11 protein-coding genes are annotated in these 20463 nt (G+C 44.1%); 9 read left to right on the plus strand and 2 right to left on the minus strand.

Annotated elements, in window-relative coordinates; translation table 11 throughout:
• Positions 1 to 1172 precede the first annotated feature (1172 nt).
• Positions 1173 to 2066, plus strand: a complete 894-nt coding sequence (locus tag BLP33_RS07735; protein WP_090526124.1) for a sialate O-acetylesterase — start codon at positions 1173 to 1175, stop codon at positions 2064 to 2066.
• A gap of 37 nt (positions 2067 to 2103) precedes the next feature.
• Here BLP33_RS07735 and BLP33_RS07740 read toward each other — a convergent pair whose 3' ends face one another.
• Positions 2104 to 6288 (minus strand): hybrid sensor histidine kinase/response regulator transcription factor, encoded by a 4185-nt coding sequence (locus BLP33_RS07740; protein ID WP_090526125.1) that lies wholly within the window; start codon positions 6286 to 6288, stop codon positions 2104 to 2106.
• A 563-nt stretch (positions 6289 to 6851) separates the two neighbouring features.
• Here BLP33_RS07740 and BLP33_RS07745 point away from each other — a divergent pair.
• Positions 6852 to 7973: an alpha/beta hydrolase-fold protein gene (locus BLP33_RS07745; protein WP_090526126.1), complete on the plus strand. Its 1122-nt coding sequence runs from the start codon at positions 6852 to 6854 to the stop codon at positions 7971 to 7973.
• 170 nt (positions 7974 to 8143) lie between these two features.
• Positions 8144 to 8527: a hypothetical protein gene (locus BLP33_RS07750; RefSeq protein WP_090526127.1), complete on the plus strand. Its 384-nt coding sequence runs from the start codon at positions 8144 to 8146 to the stop codon at positions 8525 to 8527.
• A gap of 142 nt (positions 8528 to 8669) precedes the next feature.
• On the opposite strand, the gene BLP33_RS07755 is transcribed toward BLP33_RS07750, so the two are convergent.
• A complete protein-coding gene (locus BLP33_RS07755) occupies positions 8670 to 11222 on the minus strand; it encodes a glycoside hydrolase family 9 protein (RefSeq protein ID WP_217633117.1) in 2553 nt (850 codons plus the stop codon).
• A gap of 478 nt (positions 11223 to 11700) precedes the next feature.
• Between BLP33_RS07755 and BLP33_RS07760 the strand changes: the two genes are divergently transcribed.
• From BLP33_RS07760 to BLP33_RS07785, 6 genes are all read left to right on the plus strand, one after another.
• Positions 11701 to 13611, plus strand: a complete 1911-nt coding sequence (locus BLP33_RS07760) for an alpha/beta hydrolase-fold protein (RefSeq protein WP_090526129.1) — start codon at positions 11701 to 11703, stop codon at positions 13609 to 13611.
• A gap of 38 nt (positions 13612 to 13649) precedes the next feature.
• Entirely contained in the window at positions 13650 to 14993 is a 1344-nt protein-coding gene (locus tag BLP33_RS07765) for a family 43 glycosylhydrolase (RefSeq protein ID WP_090526130.1), read from the plus strand.
• A gap of 29 nt (positions 14994 to 15022) precedes the next feature.
• Positions 15023 to 16204, plus strand: coding sequence for an endo-1,4-beta-xylanase (locus BLP33_RS07770; protein ID WP_090526131.1), 1182 nt, complete (start codon positions 15023 to 15025; stop codon positions 16202 to 16204).
• 10 nt (positions 16205 to 16214) lie between these two features.
• On the plus strand, positions 16215 to 17789 hold the full coding sequence (locus BLP33_RS07775; RefSeq protein ID WP_090526132.1) for a glycoside hydrolase family 43 protein: 1575 nt from the start codon (positions 16215 to 16217) through the stop codon (positions 17787 to 17789).
• Between the two features lie 53 nt (positions 17790 to 17842).
• Positions 17843 to 19942 carry an alpha-L-arabinofuranosidase C-terminal domain-containing protein gene (locus tag BLP33_RS07780; RefSeq protein WP_090526133.1) on the plus strand — a complete coding sequence of 700 codons (2100 nt, stop codon included), beginning with the start codon at positions 17843 to 17845 and terminating at the stop codon, positions 19940 to 19942.
• Between the two features lie 257 nt (positions 19943 to 20199).
• Positions 20200 to 20463: transposase (locus BLP33_RS07785; protein WP_139159953.1), on the plus strand; the 264-nt coding region annotated here is incomplete at its 3' end.

Consider the following 20463-nt stretch of genomic DNA (forward strand, 5'->3'; position numbering starts at 1 on the left):
TCCTGGCCTTACCTAATGGTAACTACCGGATTTAAATGAACGACGAAACCTATCCGTTAGCTGTTCCGTACTTATCCAGGATCTGAAAATCTCTTTTTTGTCTTTCCATAATTTTTCTTGTTAGTTAATTGATTGATAATTGATATGTAGGTGTTATTAGTTTTCAATTTCAAACAGTATCCCACGCCGAACCGGACAGCAAACGACAAATGCCACGAATGCTCCATTATTGGTCAACATGTTTATAATTGGTAATCTGTACGTTGTAATGCCAACAGTACTTATTGTTACATCCTGCAAAAAGCAGGTTGTAATAACAGGGGTAAAATTATCTTTCGCGGTTGGGCAGGTAGCGCAGTATTTATCTTAATCTTACAACATTTGTTTAAGCAAGTTCCCTACAACAAGGTTTTCTTTCCATGTTAAAACAGTTTTCCCGCATGATATATGACGTGCCTCAATGTAGATTTTTGAGACCGATAAAAATTACAAATAACTGATTTTAAGCTATTTAAATACAAAACAAAAATCAAAACGAGTTGAACACTGGTGATTTTCTTTACCAGAAACTGGCACTGGTTTGTTAATTTGAAGGCAAAAATACCGCCAACAACAATCGATTGCGAAACTTGCCCGAAACACGGTATTTAGGTATTGTTAAAACAATAAATCTTATTGATTTATAGCTATAGAAATAATAAATATTTTTAGCATACCTGCTTACAGGAAACAAATAAGGACAGCCTCGCGCTGTCCTTACAACCAATTTTAAAAAAAGAAAAGTAATAAAGGTGAGGTATTATATCTTGTAAGTATGTGATAAAGTATTTGCGCGTTAACGCAAATGCTACAAATAATTATTGATCATATCAGTAAACTTTGTTAAGGTTATGTAGTCCAGGATTAGTACACCTCAAGCAATCAAATGTATTAAGGATGGTAAACTTTAAATGACACACATGTTGAAAAGGTTAACACATTGGTTTACTAAACGCACAATCGCTCCCCCATTCCTAACTTATTGCTGTTCTTTGTAGACTATTGCAAAATGCCCTAAACAATTGTTATAGCACTTTCAACAATTGTTGTAATAGTATGATTATGGGTTAGCCTATTTTTATCAGCAAGCCGGCCGGCAATTTTGACTGCCGCGAAACCTAAAAGAACATCAAATGAATCTAAGGATCTTTTCTCTTACCCTGTTGGCAATCGTCTTGTTATTTGTTGGTAATGCATCAGCCCAAAACAAAAAGTTTTATATTTTTTTGTGCTTCGGCCAATCAAATATGGAAGGTAACGCACGCATACAGCCACAGGATACCGTAGTTGATCCGCGTTTACAAGTACTGGAAACTGTTGACTGCTCTAACCTTAAACGGGCAAAGGGCAACTGGTACACCGCCGTACCACCATTAGCACGCTGCAATACCGGCCTCACCCCTGCCGACTACTTTGGCCGCACCCTGATAGCAACCCTGCCCAGCGATGTAACAGTTGGTATTGTGAACGTATCGGTAGCTGGTTGTAAAATTGAATTGTTCCAAAAAGACAGTTATAAGGACTATGCAGCCACCGCCCCTTCCTGGATGGTGAATATGATCAACGAATATGGCGGCAATCCCTATGGCCATTTGGTCGAGATGGCTAAACTGGCACAAAAATCCGGTGTAATTAAAGGCATCTTGCTGCACCAGGGCGAATCTAACCCAAATGATACGCTTTGGACACTGAAAGTGAAAGGCATTTATGATATGCTATTAAAAGATCTTCACCTGAAGTCCAAAAAAGTTCCCTTGCTGGCTGGCGAGCTTGTTAATGAAGACCAGGGCGGCAAGTGCGCTGCTATGAACCACATAATTGATAAGCTTCCTGAAGTTATCTCCAACGCATATGTGATCAATTCAAGCGGCTGCCCGGCCGCATCAGATAAGCTGCACTTCACCGCTGAGGGTTATCGAGTTTTAGGCACCCGATATGGATTACAAATGCTCAATCTGTTGGGTTACAAAGCATCAGCCACCACCTATCCTATACAAGTTCAAACAACAGGGAATGCCGGCAGGTAACATCGATATTTTTCTATCCGATAAAATGAAAACTTTCTTAAGCCACACTTTTGACATCTATTTTCTTCACCCGGTACTCGGATGGCAGAACATTATATTTTGCCTTGAATGATTTGGTAAAATAATGAGGCGTCGAAAAACCGATGGAGTATGCTATCTCTGCAATGGTCAAATCGGTTTTTTCGAGCAGTATGGCTGCTTTGTCCAGTTTTATGGAGCGGATAAACTCCACAGGTGGCTCGCCGGTTAGTTCGGTGATCTTGCTATAGAATGATCCCCTGCTCATACTAAAATGATGGCTGATCTCCTCGACGGAAAATTTAGGGTTGTTGATGTTTTTCTCAATATACATCACCACATCTTTAATGAACCGTTCTGACGAGGATTCGATATCCATGTCTGCCGGGATAACTTTTATTTTTTTCTGATAGGTTTCTTTAAGCGACTTATTTAGATGAAGCAGGTTTTTAATTTTGATATTCAGGATATCGAAGTTGAAAGGTTTGGTCAGGTAATCGTTCACGCCCAATTCCAGCCCTGCAAGTTGCTCTTTTTGGCTGGCCATCGCCGTTAATAATATAATGGGAATATGGCTGGTCCTTTTATCAGCCCTAAGTTTACAACTTAGCTGAATCCCATCCATATATGGCATACTGATATCACTAACTATCAGGTCGGGATGGACGGCAAGTGCTTTATGCCACCCTTCACGGCCATTAGCCGCCTCCGAAACTTTGTAAGTTGCAGCCAGGCTTTCTGACAAGTATTGCCTCATTTCATCATTGTCTTCAATGACCAGAACATGGAGCCGGTTAACACCTGTGGCAATCGCCGTCTTCGGTTTATTGTCCCTGTCATCGTCGATAATAACTGGGGCAGCCTCAGGCGTATTTTGCTCATGCATTGCTGTCTCCGATAGATTAATTACAGGCAATGAAATTGATAAGGAGAAAATTGAGCCTTTGCCTAATTCACTTTTCACACCAATCTCGCCGCCATGCAACTGCACAAGCTCGCGTGTTATCGATAAGCCTATCCCGCTTCCCTGATTAAGTATGGCAGGCTGGGCATCTGCCTGATAAAACCTGTCAAAAACATGCTTAACCTGCTCGGTTGCTATACCGGTACCTGTATCCGCAACCGAAATACCCAAGCGATATGAATTGCCGTCTTCTGATATAACAGGGGCGGTAACTTCAACAGTAATTTGCCCGCCAGGCATCGTAAATTTAAATGCGTTGGATAGCAAGTTAAATAATATTCGCTCCACTTTATCATGATCAAATTTTACAAATAACCTTTCCCCGGCAGTTTTAAATACCGTAACAATTTTTTTTCTATTGGCCAGGTCATAAAACGAATCTGCTACTTCGCGAACAAAAGAAATAAACTCTCCCTCAACCAAATTCAACTTAAGCTCATTCTCTTCAAGTTTCCTAAAATCGAGCAGTTGGTTAACCAGGTTAAGCAACCTGCGCGAGTTTCTTTTAATAACACCTAATTGTTCGGTAACAGGCCCGCTGTTAGGCTGCTCCAAAAGCTTATCAACAGGCGCCATTATCAAAGATATCGGTGTCCGGAATTCATGGCTCAGGTTGGTTAAAAACTTAATTTTCATCTCATCCAGTTCATGACGGGCTTCGGCTGCTTTACGTTCCTGCTCATCGTGCAATTTCTTTTTAAGCTTTTTAACACCCTGCCTGCGGATGAGCAACAACACGCCAAAGGCCAGCAAAACATAAAGCACATAAGCATATATAGTCATCCAAAAAGGCGGCTTCACTATAATTTTCAACGATGTACCGGTATCATTCCATTTACCATCATTATTGGATGCCCGTACCCGGAACGTGTATTCTCCCGGATCAAGGTTGGTATAACTGGCCGTTGTTGATGTTCCTGCATTTTTCCAGGTATTGCTAAATCCCTCTAAAATGTACGAATATCGATTTTGCTGTGGAAGGGTATAATTAAGCGCCACAAAGTTTATGGAGATGTCTTGTTTATACTTTATGGTGATCTCTTTTGCCTCACTGATATTAACAGGCAAGGGGTTATCACGATTGGGCGAAATACGTTTATTATCTATACTAAGCGTAGTTAATACAACCGGGGGCAGATTTTTATTAAGCCTTACATCTGATCCTTTAAAATAATTGAAGCCGTCGACGCCGCCAAAGTAAAGCGTGCCATCTGCGGCAATAATACCCGACCCGTTTAAAAAAACATTGTTTTGAAGCCCGTTATCGTTACAATAAACATAAAGTTTCTGATCAGCAGGATCAATTCTCCCGATACCCTGGTTTGTACTGAACCAAATATTATTGGTTTTATCCTGCAAAATTTTACAAATTACACCGTTCGGCAACTGGCTATTGTATTTAAACGGGGTTATTTTTTTAAGCCGATGATCATAAAAGAAAAGGCCATCGCCGTTGGTACCTATCCACATATTGCCGTTAGTATCGCGTTTTAAAGACAACACCTCTGCTATAGGCAAACCTGTATTGATTGGATTAAGTGTATCGAACACTTTGGTAGCCGGGTTATAAATAGCGATGCCCGTACCGTACGACCCGATCCACATATTACCGTCATTATCCTCTTCAAAAGCCCTGATATAACCATTTGATGGCATTTTATAGCCTTTTACGGAGACTAAGGCAGGTTTAAACCGGCGGAAGCTATCAGCCTTCGCGTCAAAAATATCGATACCCGCGCCGTTAGTACCTATCCATACATTACCAGAGCGGTCTTCCTTGAAGCAGAAAATGTTATTTTGACTGATATTTAGCTTTCCGCTACCGCCGGTGAATTGTGTATAGCTATTGTTTGCAGTATTGAGTTTAAAAAGCCCGTGGCCGAATGTTCCTATCCAAAGTTGTTTTTTATGATCCAATAACATAGCCAGAACAGGCAGGCCTGCCGAATTTATTTTTTCCTTCGGCTGAATAGCGATATGAGTGAAACGGTTGGTTTTGTTGTTGAAAATGCTAAGGCCGCCGCCGTCTGTCCCCACGTATAGCTCATTGTCATTTTTTTGCGCGAAAGATGATACGATTGGCGCGCGCAAACCGTAAGGGTCTAACTCAGTGGGTTGCACATAATTAAACAATGTGAGGTTTTTGTCGTATTTATTGATGCCGCCCATATAGGTACCCACCCAATAAATGCCTTTAGGATCGATATAAATGCTGCGGATGGATTTACTGTTAAGGCTGTACGGATCGCGCGGGTCATGGCGGTAACGGATGGATTTCCCGGTGTGGATATCCATAACATTCAAACCGCCTTCGGTACCAACCCAGATGTGGTCTTTATCATCAGCGGCAATGCTGTAAACAATGTCACCACATAGCGACGTCTCATCCTTATCATTATAACAGTAATTAACAAAGTGTTCACCATCCTTATCCAGGCGGCTTAAGCCATTAGCTGTACCTACCCACAAATTGCCCGCTTTATCCTGCGAAACTGTCATTACAACATCCGAGGGTAAACTACGGGTATCGTTTTTTTGATGACGGAAGGCTTTAAAACCTTTATGCGTATCATCATATAAATACAAACCTAAATTGGTACAAATCCATATCCTGCTGTAACTATCCTCAAAAATACAGCCCATGCTTTTAACAGGTATCTGCCCTGGTTTGCCTGTCCCGGTTTCAAAATGGCTGATATATTTACGATCGGGGCTGATCACATCAAGGCCGTTTACCGTTCCCACCCAGATCTCATTTTTATCGTTTGCACAAACGGCGGTAATAACACCCTGGCTTAAACGCTGCCCTTTTAAGGGCGAACTAAAGCTTTTGAAATCATCCGCCGCCTTATCGTAATAATACAAACCAAAACCGATGGTGCCTACCCATAGCGTACCAGCACGGTCCATACTGATGCTGCTTATTTCGTAGGAGCCCGGCTCTACCTGCCTTTTGGCACCCAATGTATAAACTTTAAACTTCCTTCCGTCATACCTGTTCAGGCTTTCGGAGGTGCCAACCCACATCATCCCGTTATTATCTTTTACGATGGCATTTACGGCGTTACCCATTAACCCTTGCCTGGTGGTTAATGCGGTAAATTTCAGGTTAGGCTTTTGAGCATTTGCCAGGAAACTGAGGTTGGCCAAAACGACTAAGGTGAGTATAACGCGCACAGTGCCTGCCAGCACTGTATTGATCTTTTTGCGAATACACAAATCGGGTACAGAATGCATCATAACAAACAGGTTACTTTTTTCCGGAGCGGATAACCCGCAGGAAAAAATTGTTGATGAACTATGGTTTTAAAATTGGTGTGATTGACGTCTTCGAACAAAACATCATTATCCAAATCTACATTTTATGATGATGAAACAGGCAAACATTTGTTCAAAGAAATAACACACTTGTTCAATCACACAGGTAATTATTGTACAAAAGTACATATCGACGAATTTGCGGCAATGATATCGCTCCACATGGCATCGACAAATGTTGTAAAATTATGCTAAAAACTGCGTGCCTTGTTTTTAATATAAAAATACTTTTATAATAAGAAAAAGCCGCTCAAAACAACAGGATAGCCATTATAAATTATTTTTAAATATTTCATCCCGGATCAACTTTTCATAAATAATGAAAACTGGCTCCGGTTAAAGTCAAAACAAAACAACTACTTAATATGTGTAACAATAACAATTAATCACAATTTAATCATTTATCGTATTCCGTGTATTTCACCGGATCAAAACAGCCCGGCACTTTACTATTAGCCACAATTTATAAACCTCAATATTCTATTATGAAACCAAAATGTTTACTTGCCTTGTTGGCCGTTACATGTGCCTCCAGTCTCTGCATGGCACAAACAGCTTCAATTGCCGAAGATTTCAAACCATCAACTTTTAACCAGCCGGGACAAGAGTACCCCCAGGTAAACTCGCAAGGCTACGCGCGCTTTCGTATTAAAGCCCCACAGTCGGACAGTATAAAAGTTAGCCTTGGCCTTGGCGGGCGCGGGGGCACCAAACTCACAAAAGGAGCTGACGGGTTCTGGACCGGCACCACAGAAGGACCGATGGATGAAGGATTTCATTACTACCACTTAACCATCGATGGCGGGGTATTTAATGATCCGGGCACATTAAATTTTTATGGATCCACACGTTGGGAAAGCGGCATTGAGATCCCCGCGCACGACCAGGATTTTTATGCGCTTAAAGATGTTCCGCACGGCAATGTACAGCAGATCCTTTTTCCTTCAAAAAGCACCAATACCCAGCGCAGGGCTTTTGTTTACACGCCACCAGGGTACGAAAAGGATAAATCAAAAAAATATCCGGTACTATATCTGCAGCATGGCTGGGGCGAAGATGAAACCGCGTGGAGCAACCAGGGCCATGCCAACCTGATTATGGATAACTTAATTGCAACCGGTAAAATACAGCCCTTCATTATTGTAATGACTTACGGCATGACCAACGATGTGAGGCCCGGCCCTGGGGCATTTAAAAGTTTTAAGATTGATCACTTTCAAACAGTTTTAACTGACGAGCTTATCCCCTACGTTGATGCAAGCTTCCGCACACGTGCAGACAGGGCTCACCGTGCGATGGGGGGATTATCAATGGGCGGTATGGAAACGCATATGATAACACTAAACAAGCCCGAGCTTTTTGCCTATTATGCCCTGCTTAGCGGCGGAACTTATTCGCCGGATGAGCTTAAAGACAAAACCAAACCCAAACTGATATTCATAAGCTGCGGCAGCAAGGAACGGCCCGACGGCGTTAAAAATGCCGTGATTGCCTTAAAAGGTGCGGGATATGACGCGGTATCTTACATTTCTGAAAACACCGCACATGAGTTCCTGACCTGGCGCCGTAGCCTTTACGAACTTGCGCCTTTGCTATTTAAAGAGTAAATACCAATTACATTCCCACGGTCATATACCAAGAAGCCCTGCCGGTAAAATGCCGGCAGGGCTTCTTGGTATAAACGGTCCTCTAAAAATAAAGTATTTAAGGTTGGTTATTTTGATATATCGAAATAACCAACCTTTTTTGCATAATTAACGTTATTATTACTAAACCGATGGCTGAACGATATCCAAGGACTGACAAAGACTTTTTAATCGAATCGATAGTAGGTTTAAAAGACGTTACAGATCGACACACTTTAGCAGGTTTTGAAGATATACCGGACGAAATCTTATACAGGCGTTTCTTTCAGCTAATTGATTTCTTGCAAAAAAAACAATTAACCAACGTCATTAAATACAATGGTCTGTCAGATATAACTATTAATAGTGAGCTAAAAAACTCTGATCTTAACGATGCTGGATTTTATTTTTTACAGTATGCATTAGGGAAATGGGAAAGTCGTTTCCATAAGGATCAAGGAGATACTAAAGAAAGTGAATTCATTGAAAAATGGTATAAGGTATTTGTTAAAAACAATCCTGATCTCTTTTTTTAAATTTACTTTTCTTAATGATCTTGTCTATGAAAAATTTAAACTTCATTTGGTGATTGTACTTAGGTTAAATCCACCTCCCCGATCCCTTTATTCGAAATCGGGGAAGTGATTGTTTAATTTGAAATAATGCTCCTTTAACCTGTTAATTATGCTGACCTAACTGATTAGCAGCTCCTGACAAAACAATGTACTGCGCACAGCCGGCTATTGTAACTTCATTCTCCCCCCAGAAAAACGGCCAGTCTTCCTTATTCTCCGGAAAATCGGGTTTAAGCAGCAGGATACCGGGCACTACGCCACCGGCAATAAACCTGAAGTCGGCCCGGTTATTACCGTAGGTTACTTTTTTTGAACGTACACCGACCGCCGATACAAACGAAAGGTTGGAATAAGGATGACACCCGAAAATATAATTCAGCCCTTTGTAAACATATTCCGGACCGATTATATTAGGGAAATACTTATTTGCGTAATAGTTGGTAATGGCGTAGTTAATAACCTGCCCACTACCGCCCCAGCCTCCCGGAGTAACCGGCACACCATAGGGATTTTGTTTATCGTACTCATCACATGAAGCCTTGTACTTTTGCATATAGGCTGCGATTTTATCCTGGTAATCTTTATCCATGTAAGGGTAAGCGTGCAGCGCGCTTATCATAACAAAGCCGGGAAAGCGATCAAGCATCGGCATAATCAGCTTTTTGAAATGATCTGCATACTGCTGATCTTTGGTTGTGATATACAATTGGAGCGCGGCAAGCATTTCGTTACCGGCAAGGAACCTGTTACGTGCCCGGGCGGCCGAGTCCATGTGCATTTTCAGGCTGTCGTCTTCGTGCCAGAGTTTCAATGCACTTTGCAAACTTTTAGCAGAGAGCGTATCATTGTACCCTTTTAACGCCCTGCTGGCAGCGGCAAGCGCGGCGGTAGCCTGGTAATCCAGTGCTATATTCCTTGTAGTGAACGCCCATCTGTCATCCATAGTGCCACTTGATTTACCGTCGGTTTGGTAGGGCTTCAGCGAGGCGTTATAAGGCAGGTTATCTGTTTCGTTAACGGCGTCTCCGAGGTGATGGTACTGGTGCAAATTAGGCACTATGATTCCGCGCGCCGGGTGGCCAATGTTCACTACCTGCGCTACCAGGTTAAGCGTACCATGTTCAATTTGCTGTAAAAGATCAGGCTTACCGTCAGGGCGGTGTATATCTACGTACCGGGTTGGGTAATCCACATAGGTTTCGTCGCGATCGATCTTAAAATTCTCCCAGGCTTCAACAAAATTCAGCACAACGCTGCAGTGCGATGGCGTTTCAATATCAAAATCGCCGGCATCAAACCAGCCGCCAACATTAAGCCCGGGGATGCGCTCAAGCGGTTTATATTTTGTGTCAGTAGTTGGCCCCATCTGGTACGTATCAAAATGCTGGTGGTTTGGAGGTGCCTGCAAGGCGTCATCAAGAAAAGGCGCGCCGTGCCATACTCGGTAGGCCTCGTTAACCATCATGTGATCCATCTGAACCGGGAACCAAACATCCATTGTGGGATGCCCTATATTTTCATAAACATTTGCATTGATGGGGAATGCATTGGTTTTTTGGTCGCCGTAGGCTATCACATATAAACCTGCTTTTTTCACACTGCTGAAGTCGAACTTCAAATAATTGTAACGGGTAAATTGTCCCCAGTGCTGTACAGCTGCTTTAAGCCGCTCAACGTATTTCCCATCGGGAGTTATCTCAAAAAGTGTGGCGGTTTGTAATGGCGTGTCATTTTTATCCAGTTCTATTACTGCGGTCTTTTGCTGCTCCGGGCGGTAACCAACCTGCGAAAACTCAATTACGGGCGCACGCTTCCAACCAGGTACGGCATTTGGCTCAATATACCAGGTTAATACTTTGCCCGTTTTTCCTGCCGGTAATAAACTGCGCACAATAAACCATCCGTTTTGCGCAAGGCTTCGGCCGTCAAACAACTTAAGGTCGGCATCAAATGATTGAATTTTAATGGTGCGCTCAGGATCTTCGGGCGCCATCACCAATGTTTTACCGGTAGCCAATGGTGCGGGCTCGATAAATTCATTGCGGCCACGATCGTCAAATGTGCTGTGGCCGGCAAACTGCGGGATTTTTTGACTTGAAGGAAGCATTTTTGTTAAACCTGCCGGGTACAGCGGAAACTCGCCCGGTTTTCCATCAATCAAAAATGTTTTCTCAAAGTAAGCAGATGGTATAATTTCCAGGTTGAAACCTGCCCTGCCTGCTAACTTTTCCGGCACCGGTTTATCAAGGTATAAATTCAATTCAACGCCATTGCCTTTCGGCGTAACGGTGATCCTGGAATCAAAATCATAATCGGCGTAACGCATGGTAACATCAATTTGATGGTTGACGCTATCAACCTTACGGTTAACCAGTGTGGGCACCAGGTCCCATTGCTCGGGTGTGTTTTGCAGCCGTACCGCGCCGCCTGTAATTGTACGCACGCCGTGATGTATCAACTCAACACCTGCTGTCTTTTCGTCCTGAAAGATCCCATTATACTGGTTACTAAATACGAGGACGTTGACGCCGGGCGTTTCGAAATAACCCAACTTGTTTAGTTTTAGTTTTTGAGCCGTGCCCCGGAGGGATGACAGGCAAAAAATTAATGCCATCACCATCATGACCGGCTTCGGTAAGTAAATTTTCAATTGCATGGTTTATTAGATTTATTAAAGAAGTTTATGATCGGAATACCGATTACGGACTGTACGAAAGTATCCGTACAGAAAATGGTTTGCTACCACAATCCAATATTTTGATACCACGAATGTATCTGCATGGATGCGTTCCCAAAAATGCTATATGATTGTTACAATCAGACGCAATTAAACACAGCCTCAAACATTCCAGATATCTAAAACAAACTGGTTATCAATACAATTAACGATTCAAAAAAAGAATAGCGGGCGTATTTTCCGGCTTCCTGTTCATTTACGCAAACGGGATTGATGGTTCATTTTCCAGGTCTTAAACATTCGTGCTATCATTATCATGATTTGTGTTAACCGCGGCAAAGTGCTTGCCCTACTTTCGGGTATTCCTCAAACGAGCAAAAACTAACACAATTTAACCCGCTTTAGCGTCCTTAATCCGAAAGGCAATCAGTTTAGCGGATTAACTGACAACAAAATTATGAAGAAGATAGCCTACCTCACCGTCATCGGCATTTTGCCTGCCTTGCTGGCCCTTTCACAGCCAGCTCTTAAACATTCACCGGCCGGTTTCGACACTTACCGCGCTGGTATAGCACACGGAAAATTAGACACCGTTACCTACAACTCAAAAACAGTTGATTCCAAACGGCGCGCAGTAGTTTACCTGCCACCCGGCTATACCGCTAAAAAAACATATCCTGTTTTGTACCTGCTGCATGGTATTGGCGGCGATGAATTTGAATGGCTTAACCAAGGCACGCCCCAGGTGATATTGGATAATTTGTATGCCGATAAAAAACTGGAACCAATGATCGTTGTGTTGCCCAACGGCCGTGCCATGAAAGACGACCGTGCCACCGGCAATATAATGGCTCCGGATAAAGTTGCCGCGTTTGCAACTTTTGAGCACGACTTGCTGGATGACCTGATCCCATTTATTCAAAAAAAATATCCAGTTTATACCGATCGCGAACACCGGGCACTGGCCGGATTATCAATGGGCGGTGGTCAGTCACTTAATTTTGGGCTGGGCAACCTGGATAAATTTGCCTGGGTTGGAGGCTTTTCATCAGCACCCAATACCAAAAAACCTGAAGAACTGTTACCTGATCCCGATGCAGCCAAAAGCAAACTTAAGTTGCTTTGGATCTCCTGCGGCGATCACGACGGGTTAATGTCGTTCAGCAAACGTACCCACGATTACCTCGAACAAAAAAATGTGCCGCATATCTTCAATGTCGAGCCGGGAATCCACGACTTTAAAGTTTGGAAAAATGATCTTTACCTGTTTTCGCAATTCCTGTTCAAACCTGTTGATATCGATAAATATAACATGATGATTTCGGGCGGCCCTGCATCTACCAATATCAGAGGCTCAAAATATCCTTTTATCCAACCCGACCACCGGGTGCTTTTCCGTGTCAAGGCGCCGGATGCACAAAAAGTTCAGGTTGACCTGGGCAAGAAATATGACATGGTAAAAGACACGGCAGGTTATTGGACAGCTACAACAGATTCAATTGGCGAAGGCTTCCATTATTATTCGTTGATTATAGATGGCGTTGCTACAACCGATCCTTCCAGTCAAACCTTTTACGGCATGGGGCGCATGGCCAGCGGCATAGAAATACCATTTGACGGCGGCGATTATTATGCGTTAAAAAACGTTCCGCATGGCGATATCCGCATCAAAACCTATTTTTCAACCGTCACCAAATCATGGCGAAGGCTGTTCATTTACACTCCGCCTGGTTATGACGCAAGCCAGCTTAAATACCCCGCGCTGTATATATTACATGGCGGCGGCGAGGACGAAACCGGCTGGGCAACCCAGGGCAAAACCAATATGATCATGGATAACCTGATTGCGGCCGGGCAAGCGAAACCCATGTTAGTGGTAATGCCCGATGCCAATTTCGGCGGAGGTTTTGGTGAAGCCGGTCTCAAAACCTTCGCGAGCGAAATAAAACAATGCATTATCCCCTTTATAGAAAAGAACTACCGGGTTAACCGTACCGCGCAGGGCCGTGCCCTGGCCGGGCTTTCCATGGGTGGACTAAATACCCTATATACAGGTATCTACAATACTGATACATTCAGTTACCTTGGCGTATTCAGCTCGGGATGGATTTTACCTGCACAAAACAGCATCGCTGATGCACAGTATGATTTTATGAAGAAAAATACTACCAAAATCAAGACCAACCTAAAAGCATTTTGGATTGCGATGGGCGGCAAGGAGGATATCGCGTATAAAAACTGCCAGGTTATGCTGGGCAAGCTGGACGAGATGAAAATAAAACATACTTATTACGAGTATCCGGGAGGTCATACCTGGCCTGTTTGGCGAAATGATCTTTACCAATTTGCCCCCATCCTGTTTAAATAATTAATGATCAAAAAAATCAGATCAAACACATTCTGTTCATGAAAAATATTAAGTTCTGGCTATTGCTATTCGGATCAGTATTGGGCTTCGCCGGGCGATCCATGGCACAAAATCCATTAATCAGGGACCAGTTTACGGCCGATCCCTCAGCCCGCGTTTTTGGCGACAGGGTATATGTTTATCCATCGCATGATATTAAGGCAACGCCCGGCCATGGTCGCCCTGGTTGGTTTTGCATGGAAGATTACCACGTTTTTTCATCAGCAAACCTCACCGACTGGACTGATCACGGCATGATCATCAGTCAAACAACAGTGCCCTGGGCCGACCCTGCTTCGTACAGCATGTGGGCTCCCGACTGCATTTTCCGCAACGGCAAATATTATATGTACTTCCCTACTACCATGAAAGGCAGCGAAAACGGTCGCGGCTTTACCATAGGTGTTGCCGTGGCCGATAAACCTTATGGACCGTTTACCCCTCAGCCAGAACCTATAAAAGAGGTGCATGGCATCGATCCTAATGTATTTATTGATAAAGACGGACAAGCCTACTTGTATTGGGCACAGGGAAACCTGTATGCTGCAAAACTTAAAGAAAACATGCTGGAACTTGCTTCAGAACCAATAATTTTAGCCCAACTGCCTGATAAAGGGCTGAAAGAAGGCCCTTACCTGTTCGAACGCAATGGCATTTATTATCTCACCTACCCGCATGTGGCCAATAAGATTGAGCGACTGGAATATGCTACCGGCAACAACCCGATGGGGCCTTTTAAATTTGCAGGCGTGATTATGGATGAGTCGGCTTCCGGCTGCTGGACCAATCACCAATCAATCATCCAGTTTAAAAATCAATGGTACTTGTTTTACCACAACGACGACCTATCGCCGAATTTCGACAAAAACAGATCGATAAGGTGCGACAGCCTGTTTTTTAACGCCGACGGAACGATCAAAAAAGTTATCCCAACCCTGCGTGGCGTGGGGATCACCAAAGCCTCAGAAAAAATACAGATAGACAGGTACAGCGATAAGGACAGTACCGTTAAAATCTCCTTTCTTGATACCGCAAAAAGATTTGACGGCTGGAAAACTACGTTCAAGAATGCAGGTAGTTGGATCCGTTACAATCGTGTTGGCTTCGAAGGCAAAAAGTTTAAAGAATTGCAGATCCTGGCAAATGCAGCAAGTAAAGCAACTATAGAAGTGCGGCTTGGCGATCCCAACGGACGCATATTGGCTTCGGCAAACATTGCCGAAGGGAACGATTGGCAAGTTATACAAACCCGCCTCTCTTCTCTCCCATCTAAAACCGCCAACCTGGTAATAGTATTAAAAAGCGGCACCGGCGTTAATATCGACTGGATAAGTTTCAAATAAATTAAAATTACACCTGCAACTGATCCAACATGAAATTTAAAACGATTACAACATTAAAATTCCCGCTGTTACTAACTGGATTTGTCGCTCTGGCATCCTTTACGAACCGACAGGCCCTACACCATAACGCAGATTATGGCCGGGCTGCAACCTCATCACATAAGGCTGATAAGGGATTGAAAGATTATTACCGAAAGTATTTTCCTATCGGTGTTGCAGTAAACGCGGCTGCACTTAGCGGACCTGAAGCAGAACTGATTGCAAAGGAGTTTAACAGCGTAACACCGGAAAACGACATGAAAATGGGCCCCATTCATCCGCGCGAAAATGAATATAACTGGAAAAACGCCGATGCTATCGTAGCATTCGCGCAAAAGCACCACATGAAAATCAGGGGCCATAATTTGCTTTGGCATGCGCAGGCACCTGCGTGGATGTTTAAAGACAGCACGGGCAAACAGGTAAGTAAAGATGTGTTACTGAAACGGCTTAAGGATCATATTACCACGGTAGTCAATCATTTTAAGGGTAAAATATACGCGTGGGACGTAGTTAACGAAGCCATTGATGATAAACCCGATAACTATCTGCGTAACTCATTATGGTACCAGATATGCGGCGAGGATTTTATTGCCAAAGCGTTTGAATACGCCCATGAAGCCGACCCAGATGCCCAGCTTTTTTACAACGATTACAACAGTGAGGTTCCATCCAAACGGGATAAGATTTGTAAATTGCTCAGGAACCTTAAAGACGCCGGGGTGCCTGTAACCGGAGTAGGTTTGCAGGGCCACTGGAAATTAACTGACCCCAGTTTGCAACAAATAACTGAAGCTATGGATAAGTATGCAGCACTTGGATTAAAGCTGCAGATCACGGAGCTGGATGTTACGGTACGTACAGGCCCACCGCGTAAAGCAGGCGATCAAACGCTAACGGATTCCGCTTATACGGAAACTATGGCCGCTCAACAAGCCGAAAGGTATAAGGCCATTTTTGAAATCTTCAGGAAATACAAAAAAGTAATAACCGGGGTTACTTTTTGGAATGTATCAGACCGGTACAGCTGGCTTGATTTCCGTGGTGGCGGTATTGCCGGAGGCGCAGCTGCGACCGAGGGCACAAGCCGCAAAGTGATCAAAGCCTACCCGCTGTTGTTTGATGAAAAACTTCAGCGTAAAAAGGCATATTGGGCAGTGGTTAACTTTTAACGTAAAATGAATGAAAACAAAAAACATCGCATTTCTTAAACTGGCAATTACCTGCCTTTTATGGCGACTGGCAGTTATGCCTTTAAACGCGCAGACTGCACAAAATCCCATTATATATGCAGACGTTCCGGATGTATCGATGATCAGGGTTGGTGATACTTATTATGCAAGCAGCACCACTATGCATCTTAATCCGGGGCTGCCAATCATGAAATCAAAAGATTTGGTGAACTGGCATATCGTAAGTTACGCGTATAATACGCTTGATGGTGGAGATGCCCTTAACCTGGCAAACGGAGCAAACGCATATGGCAGGGGCTCATGGGCAAGCAGCTTGCGTTATCATAACGGTACTTTTTACGTTTCCACATTTTCGGGCACTACCAACAAAACCTATATCTACAGCACAGAAAACATTGAAAAAGGCCCATGGAAAGAAATGTCCTTTAAACCGGCATTACATGACCACTCACTTTTTTTTGACGATGACGGCAAAGCTTATATGATCTATGGGAGCGGCAAGATCATGTTGGCCGAACTGAATGATGACCTGTCTGGCGTCAATCCTGATAAAAAACCGCAAATCCTGATCGAGAATGCAAGCGCTGCTGCCGGTCCCAATATTGGTTTGCCTGCCGAAGGCTCGCAGCTGTTCAAAATTAAGGGTAAATATTACCTTTTCAATATCAGCTGGCCTAAAGGGGGAATGCGTACCGTTTTAATCCACCGGGCCGACAAGTTGACCGGTCCTTATGAAGGCCAGGTAGGGCTTCAGGATAAAGGTGCAGCCCAGGGCGGGCTTATCAATACCCCGAAAGGCGATTGGTATGCCTATTTATTTCGTGATTTTGGCGCCGTTGGCCGGGTGCCGTACCTAGTACCGGTTACCTGGACAGATGGATGGCCTGTATTGGGTGTTGATCACAAAGCACCAGATACGCTGGATTTACCCGCGAATAAAAGCCTGATCCCGGGTATTGTATCCCCGGATGAATTTAGCCGTAAAAACGGCGAGCCAGTGCTGCCGTTGGTATGGCAATGGAACCACAATCCGGATGATCAGTTATGGTCGTTAAAAAAGCGGGCCGGCTACCTGAGATTGACCACCGGGCGGCTGGACAGCACAGTACTATCGGCACGTAACACCTTAACGCAGCGCACTATTGGCCCTCAATGTTCGGGAACAACTTTAATTGATGTCGCCAATATGAAAGATGGAGACTTTGCAGGGCTGGTTTTACTGCAAAAAAAGTACGGCTTCGTTGGTGTAAAATCAGATCATGGCTCTAAACAAATAGTTATGATCAGCGCGCAATCCGGATCGGCTATTGAAGCGACCAGCATACCTCTAAAGCAAACAACCATTTACCTTAAAGCAAGCTGCGATTTTACTAACCGGGCAGATAAAGCCTACTTTTTTTATAGTCTCGACGGGCGCAAATGGGAACCTATTGGCACACCGCTGCAAATGGTTTATACCCTCCCCCATTTTATGGGATATCGCTTTGGTCTGTTTAACTATGCAACCAGGCAATCTGGCGGTTATGTTGATTTCGATTTTTTTCACATCAGTAATACACAATAAGATAGTGATGCATCAGCCTGTCACCATTTCAGAATAATTAAGGAATACCAACAATGACAAAAAAGCTACTATTCTTATCTGCTTTATGTTTAAGTGCATTCAGCGGTTTACAGGCGCAAACCCGCCTCAACCTGGATCTTACCAAAGGTGTGAACGTAAGTCCGAAGCTTTACGGGCTCATGACCGAGGAGATCAATCATTCCTATGATGGAGGTTTATATGCCGAACTGATCCGTAACCGGGTTTTTAAGGATAACCCAAACCAGCCCGATGGCTGGAGCGTTGTTCAGGATGGCGATAGCAAGGCATCGATACAGCTCATTGGTGCCGATCCGGCTAATGTCCCTTTTGATCAGGGGCGCAATGCTATTAACGCGGCACTTACAACCTGCCTTAAGCTTACGGTTAGCCAGACAAACGGTAACCGCGCGGGCATTGCCAACAGTGGCTTTTGGGGTATTCCGGTTACACCGTCAACTACTTATCGCTGCTCATTTTATATCAAAACCGGCACTGTCAATTTTCCGCGGGGTAACCGGCCCGACGCTGCTCCGCCAGCAACAGCGGTTACTGAAGATGGTCCCGGTATTATCAACATTAGTTTGGAAAGCACCGATGGCAAAACAACTTACGCAAGGGGCACAATCAACCTCGAAAAAAGCATGTACTGGAAAAAGCATGAGTTAACCATCACAACCGCTGCAAATATCAAACCTACTGCCGACGCGCGTTTTGTGATTTCATCTACCCGGACAGGCACTTACTATTTTAACCTCGTTTCCTTATTTCCCCCAACATATAAAAACAGGCCTAATGGCAATCGCATTGATTTAATGCAGATGATGGCCGATATGAAGCCGACCTTTCTACGCTTTCCGGGCGGCAACTTTTTAGAGGGGCCATACCTGGGAGATGCCTTCCCCTGGAAAACAACCTTAGGCCCGCTGGAGCAGCGCCCCGGCCATACAGGCAGCTGGGGTTACCGGGCAAGCGACGGTATGGGCCTGCTGGAATTTTTAGAGTGGTGTGAAGATTTGAAAATGGAACCGCTTTTAGCAGTTTTTGCCGGTTACTCATTACGTGGTGACCACATAGATGCGGGGCCTTTATTAGAGCCATATGTTAAAGACGCGCTGGATGAAATTGAATATTGTATTGGCGATACCAAAACTTACTGGGGTGCAAAACGGGCTGCCGACGGCCATCCCGCCCCTTTCAAACTGACAGATATAGAGATAGGCAATGAGGACTGGTTTGACAGGTCGCATAGCTACGATGGGCGCTTTAAACAATTTCAAGCTGCTATAAAAGCTAAATACCCCCAGTTACGCTGTATCTCAACCATTGAAAGTTATAAGCCCGACAAGGTAACCAGTGTTAAACCCCAAATGGTTGACGAGCATTATTACCAATCGGCCTGGCAGATGGAAGAAGACGCGGCGAAGTACGATAGCTATGACCGTGCAACCAGCCCTAAAATATTTGTAGGCGAATGGGCCACCCGCGAAGGCGCGCCTACCACTAATCTGAATGCAGCCCTCGGAGACGCCGCCTGGATGACCGGGATGGAACGCAACAGCGACCTGGTGGAGCGGTCATGCTATGCACCATTATTTGTGAACGTAAACCAGGCAGGCAATGGCCAACCTAAAGCCTGGCAATGGGACTCTGATCTGATTGGTTATACAGCCCTTAAAAGTTATGGATCACCATCCTATTACGTACAAAAAATGTTCGGCAGCTACCTTGGTACCAAGGTGGTGCCAATAACAGCAGAAAATGCCCCCTTACGCAAGCCAGCAGTTAAAGACACCGCCGGCATAGGCCATTGGCCGGCAAACGCGCGGCGCCCTAAAGCCGAGCGTGCGGCGTTATTTTTTGTTTGTACCCAGGATGCTAAAAATGTGTATCTGAAGGTGGTGAATACCGATGATATGGCCCGGGAAATCACCATCAGCCTGAAGGGCGGAGATGTGGCTGCAAATGGCACCCTGGTAATACTAAAGGGCGATAAACCGGAAGATACCAATACAATTGACGAGCCTAATAAAATCGTGCCGGTTACGTCGACCATAACGGGACTCGGCCGGTCATTCAAACACACCTTTCAGCCTTACTCTGTCAACGTCATCAGGCTGTCGAAGCGTAAATAAGCCATTGAGCTGAAGTTCAATTCAAATATATTATCAAATGCGAAAAGTCGGGAGTTGCCCGACTTTTTGTATTTAATTTAAGTTTTCGGGCGAATGGGCTTGCCCTCTTCACCTGGCTTGAACCAAAATTAATTTGCTCGCTACTGGCCTATAACCGGCTTAAGTATGCAGCGCCGGCAAGGAGCACGGCGTACTTGTGGATTTTAATCGGTCTCATACGGCTATAGGTTTACAGTTTTGGAATAAACTTATTCCAGATGAAAGAAACAATGTTGTCACGCTTCTCCTTTACAGAGACTTTTAAGGAGAAGCTGGTACTGATGGTGATGTATCGCAACCGATCAGCTAAAGAAGTCGCCAAAAGTTACAGATTGCCCAATGTCCAGATGCTTAATAACTGGGTTAACCTTTACAAGAAAAAATTGGAAAAAGGAGCCGTAACTTTAGCTGTCATGGATGCTAAAGATAAAAATGATCCTAAGGCCCTTAAACAGCGTATAAAGCAATTAGAGAAGTCTTTA

Source organism: Mucilaginibacter sp. NFR10, assembly GCF_900100445.1.
GTDB classification, from domain to species: Bacteria; Bacteroidota; Bacteroidia; order Sphingobacteriales; family Sphingobacteriaceae; genus Mucilaginibacter; species Mucilaginibacter rubeus.

Coding starts and splice junctions, on each gene's coding strand:
- BLP33_RS07735 (WP_090526124.1), top strand. CDS start 1,173: ATGAATCTAAGGATCTTTTCTCTTACCCTGTTGGCAATCGTCTTGTTA.
- BLP33_RS07740 (WP_090526125.1), bottom strand. CDS start 6,288: ATGATGCATTCTGTACCCGATTTGTGTATTCGCAAAAAGATCAATACA.
- BLP33_RS07745 (WP_090526126.1), top strand. CDS start 6,852: ATGAAACCAAAATGTTTACTTGCCTTGTTGGCCGTTACATGTGCCTCC.
- BLP33_RS07750 (WP_090526127.1), top strand. CDS start 8,144: ATGGCTGAACGATATCCAAGGACTGACAAAGACTTTTTAATCGAATCG.
- BLP33_RS07755 (WP_217633117.1), bottom strand. CDS start 11,222: ATGCAATTGAAAATTTACTTACCGAAGCCGGTCATGATGGTGATGGCA.
- BLP33_RS07760 (WP_090526129.1), top strand. CDS start 11,701: ATGAAGAAGATAGCCTACCTCACCGTCATCGGCATTTTGCCTGCCTTG.
- BLP33_RS07765 (WP_090526130.1), top strand. CDS start 13,650: ATGAAAAATATTAAGTTCTGGCTATTGCTATTCGGATCAGTATTGGGC.
- BLP33_RS07770 (WP_090526131.1), top strand. CDS start 15,023: ATGAAATTTAAAACGATTACAACATTAAAATTCCCGCTGTTACTAACT.
- BLP33_RS07775 (WP_090526132.1), top strand. CDS start 16,215: ATGAAAACAAAAAACATCGCATTTCTTAAACTGGCAATTACCTGCCTT.
- BLP33_RS07780 (WP_090526133.1), top strand. CDS start 17,843: ATGACAAAAAAGCTACTATTCTTATCTGCTTTATGTTTAAGTGCATTC.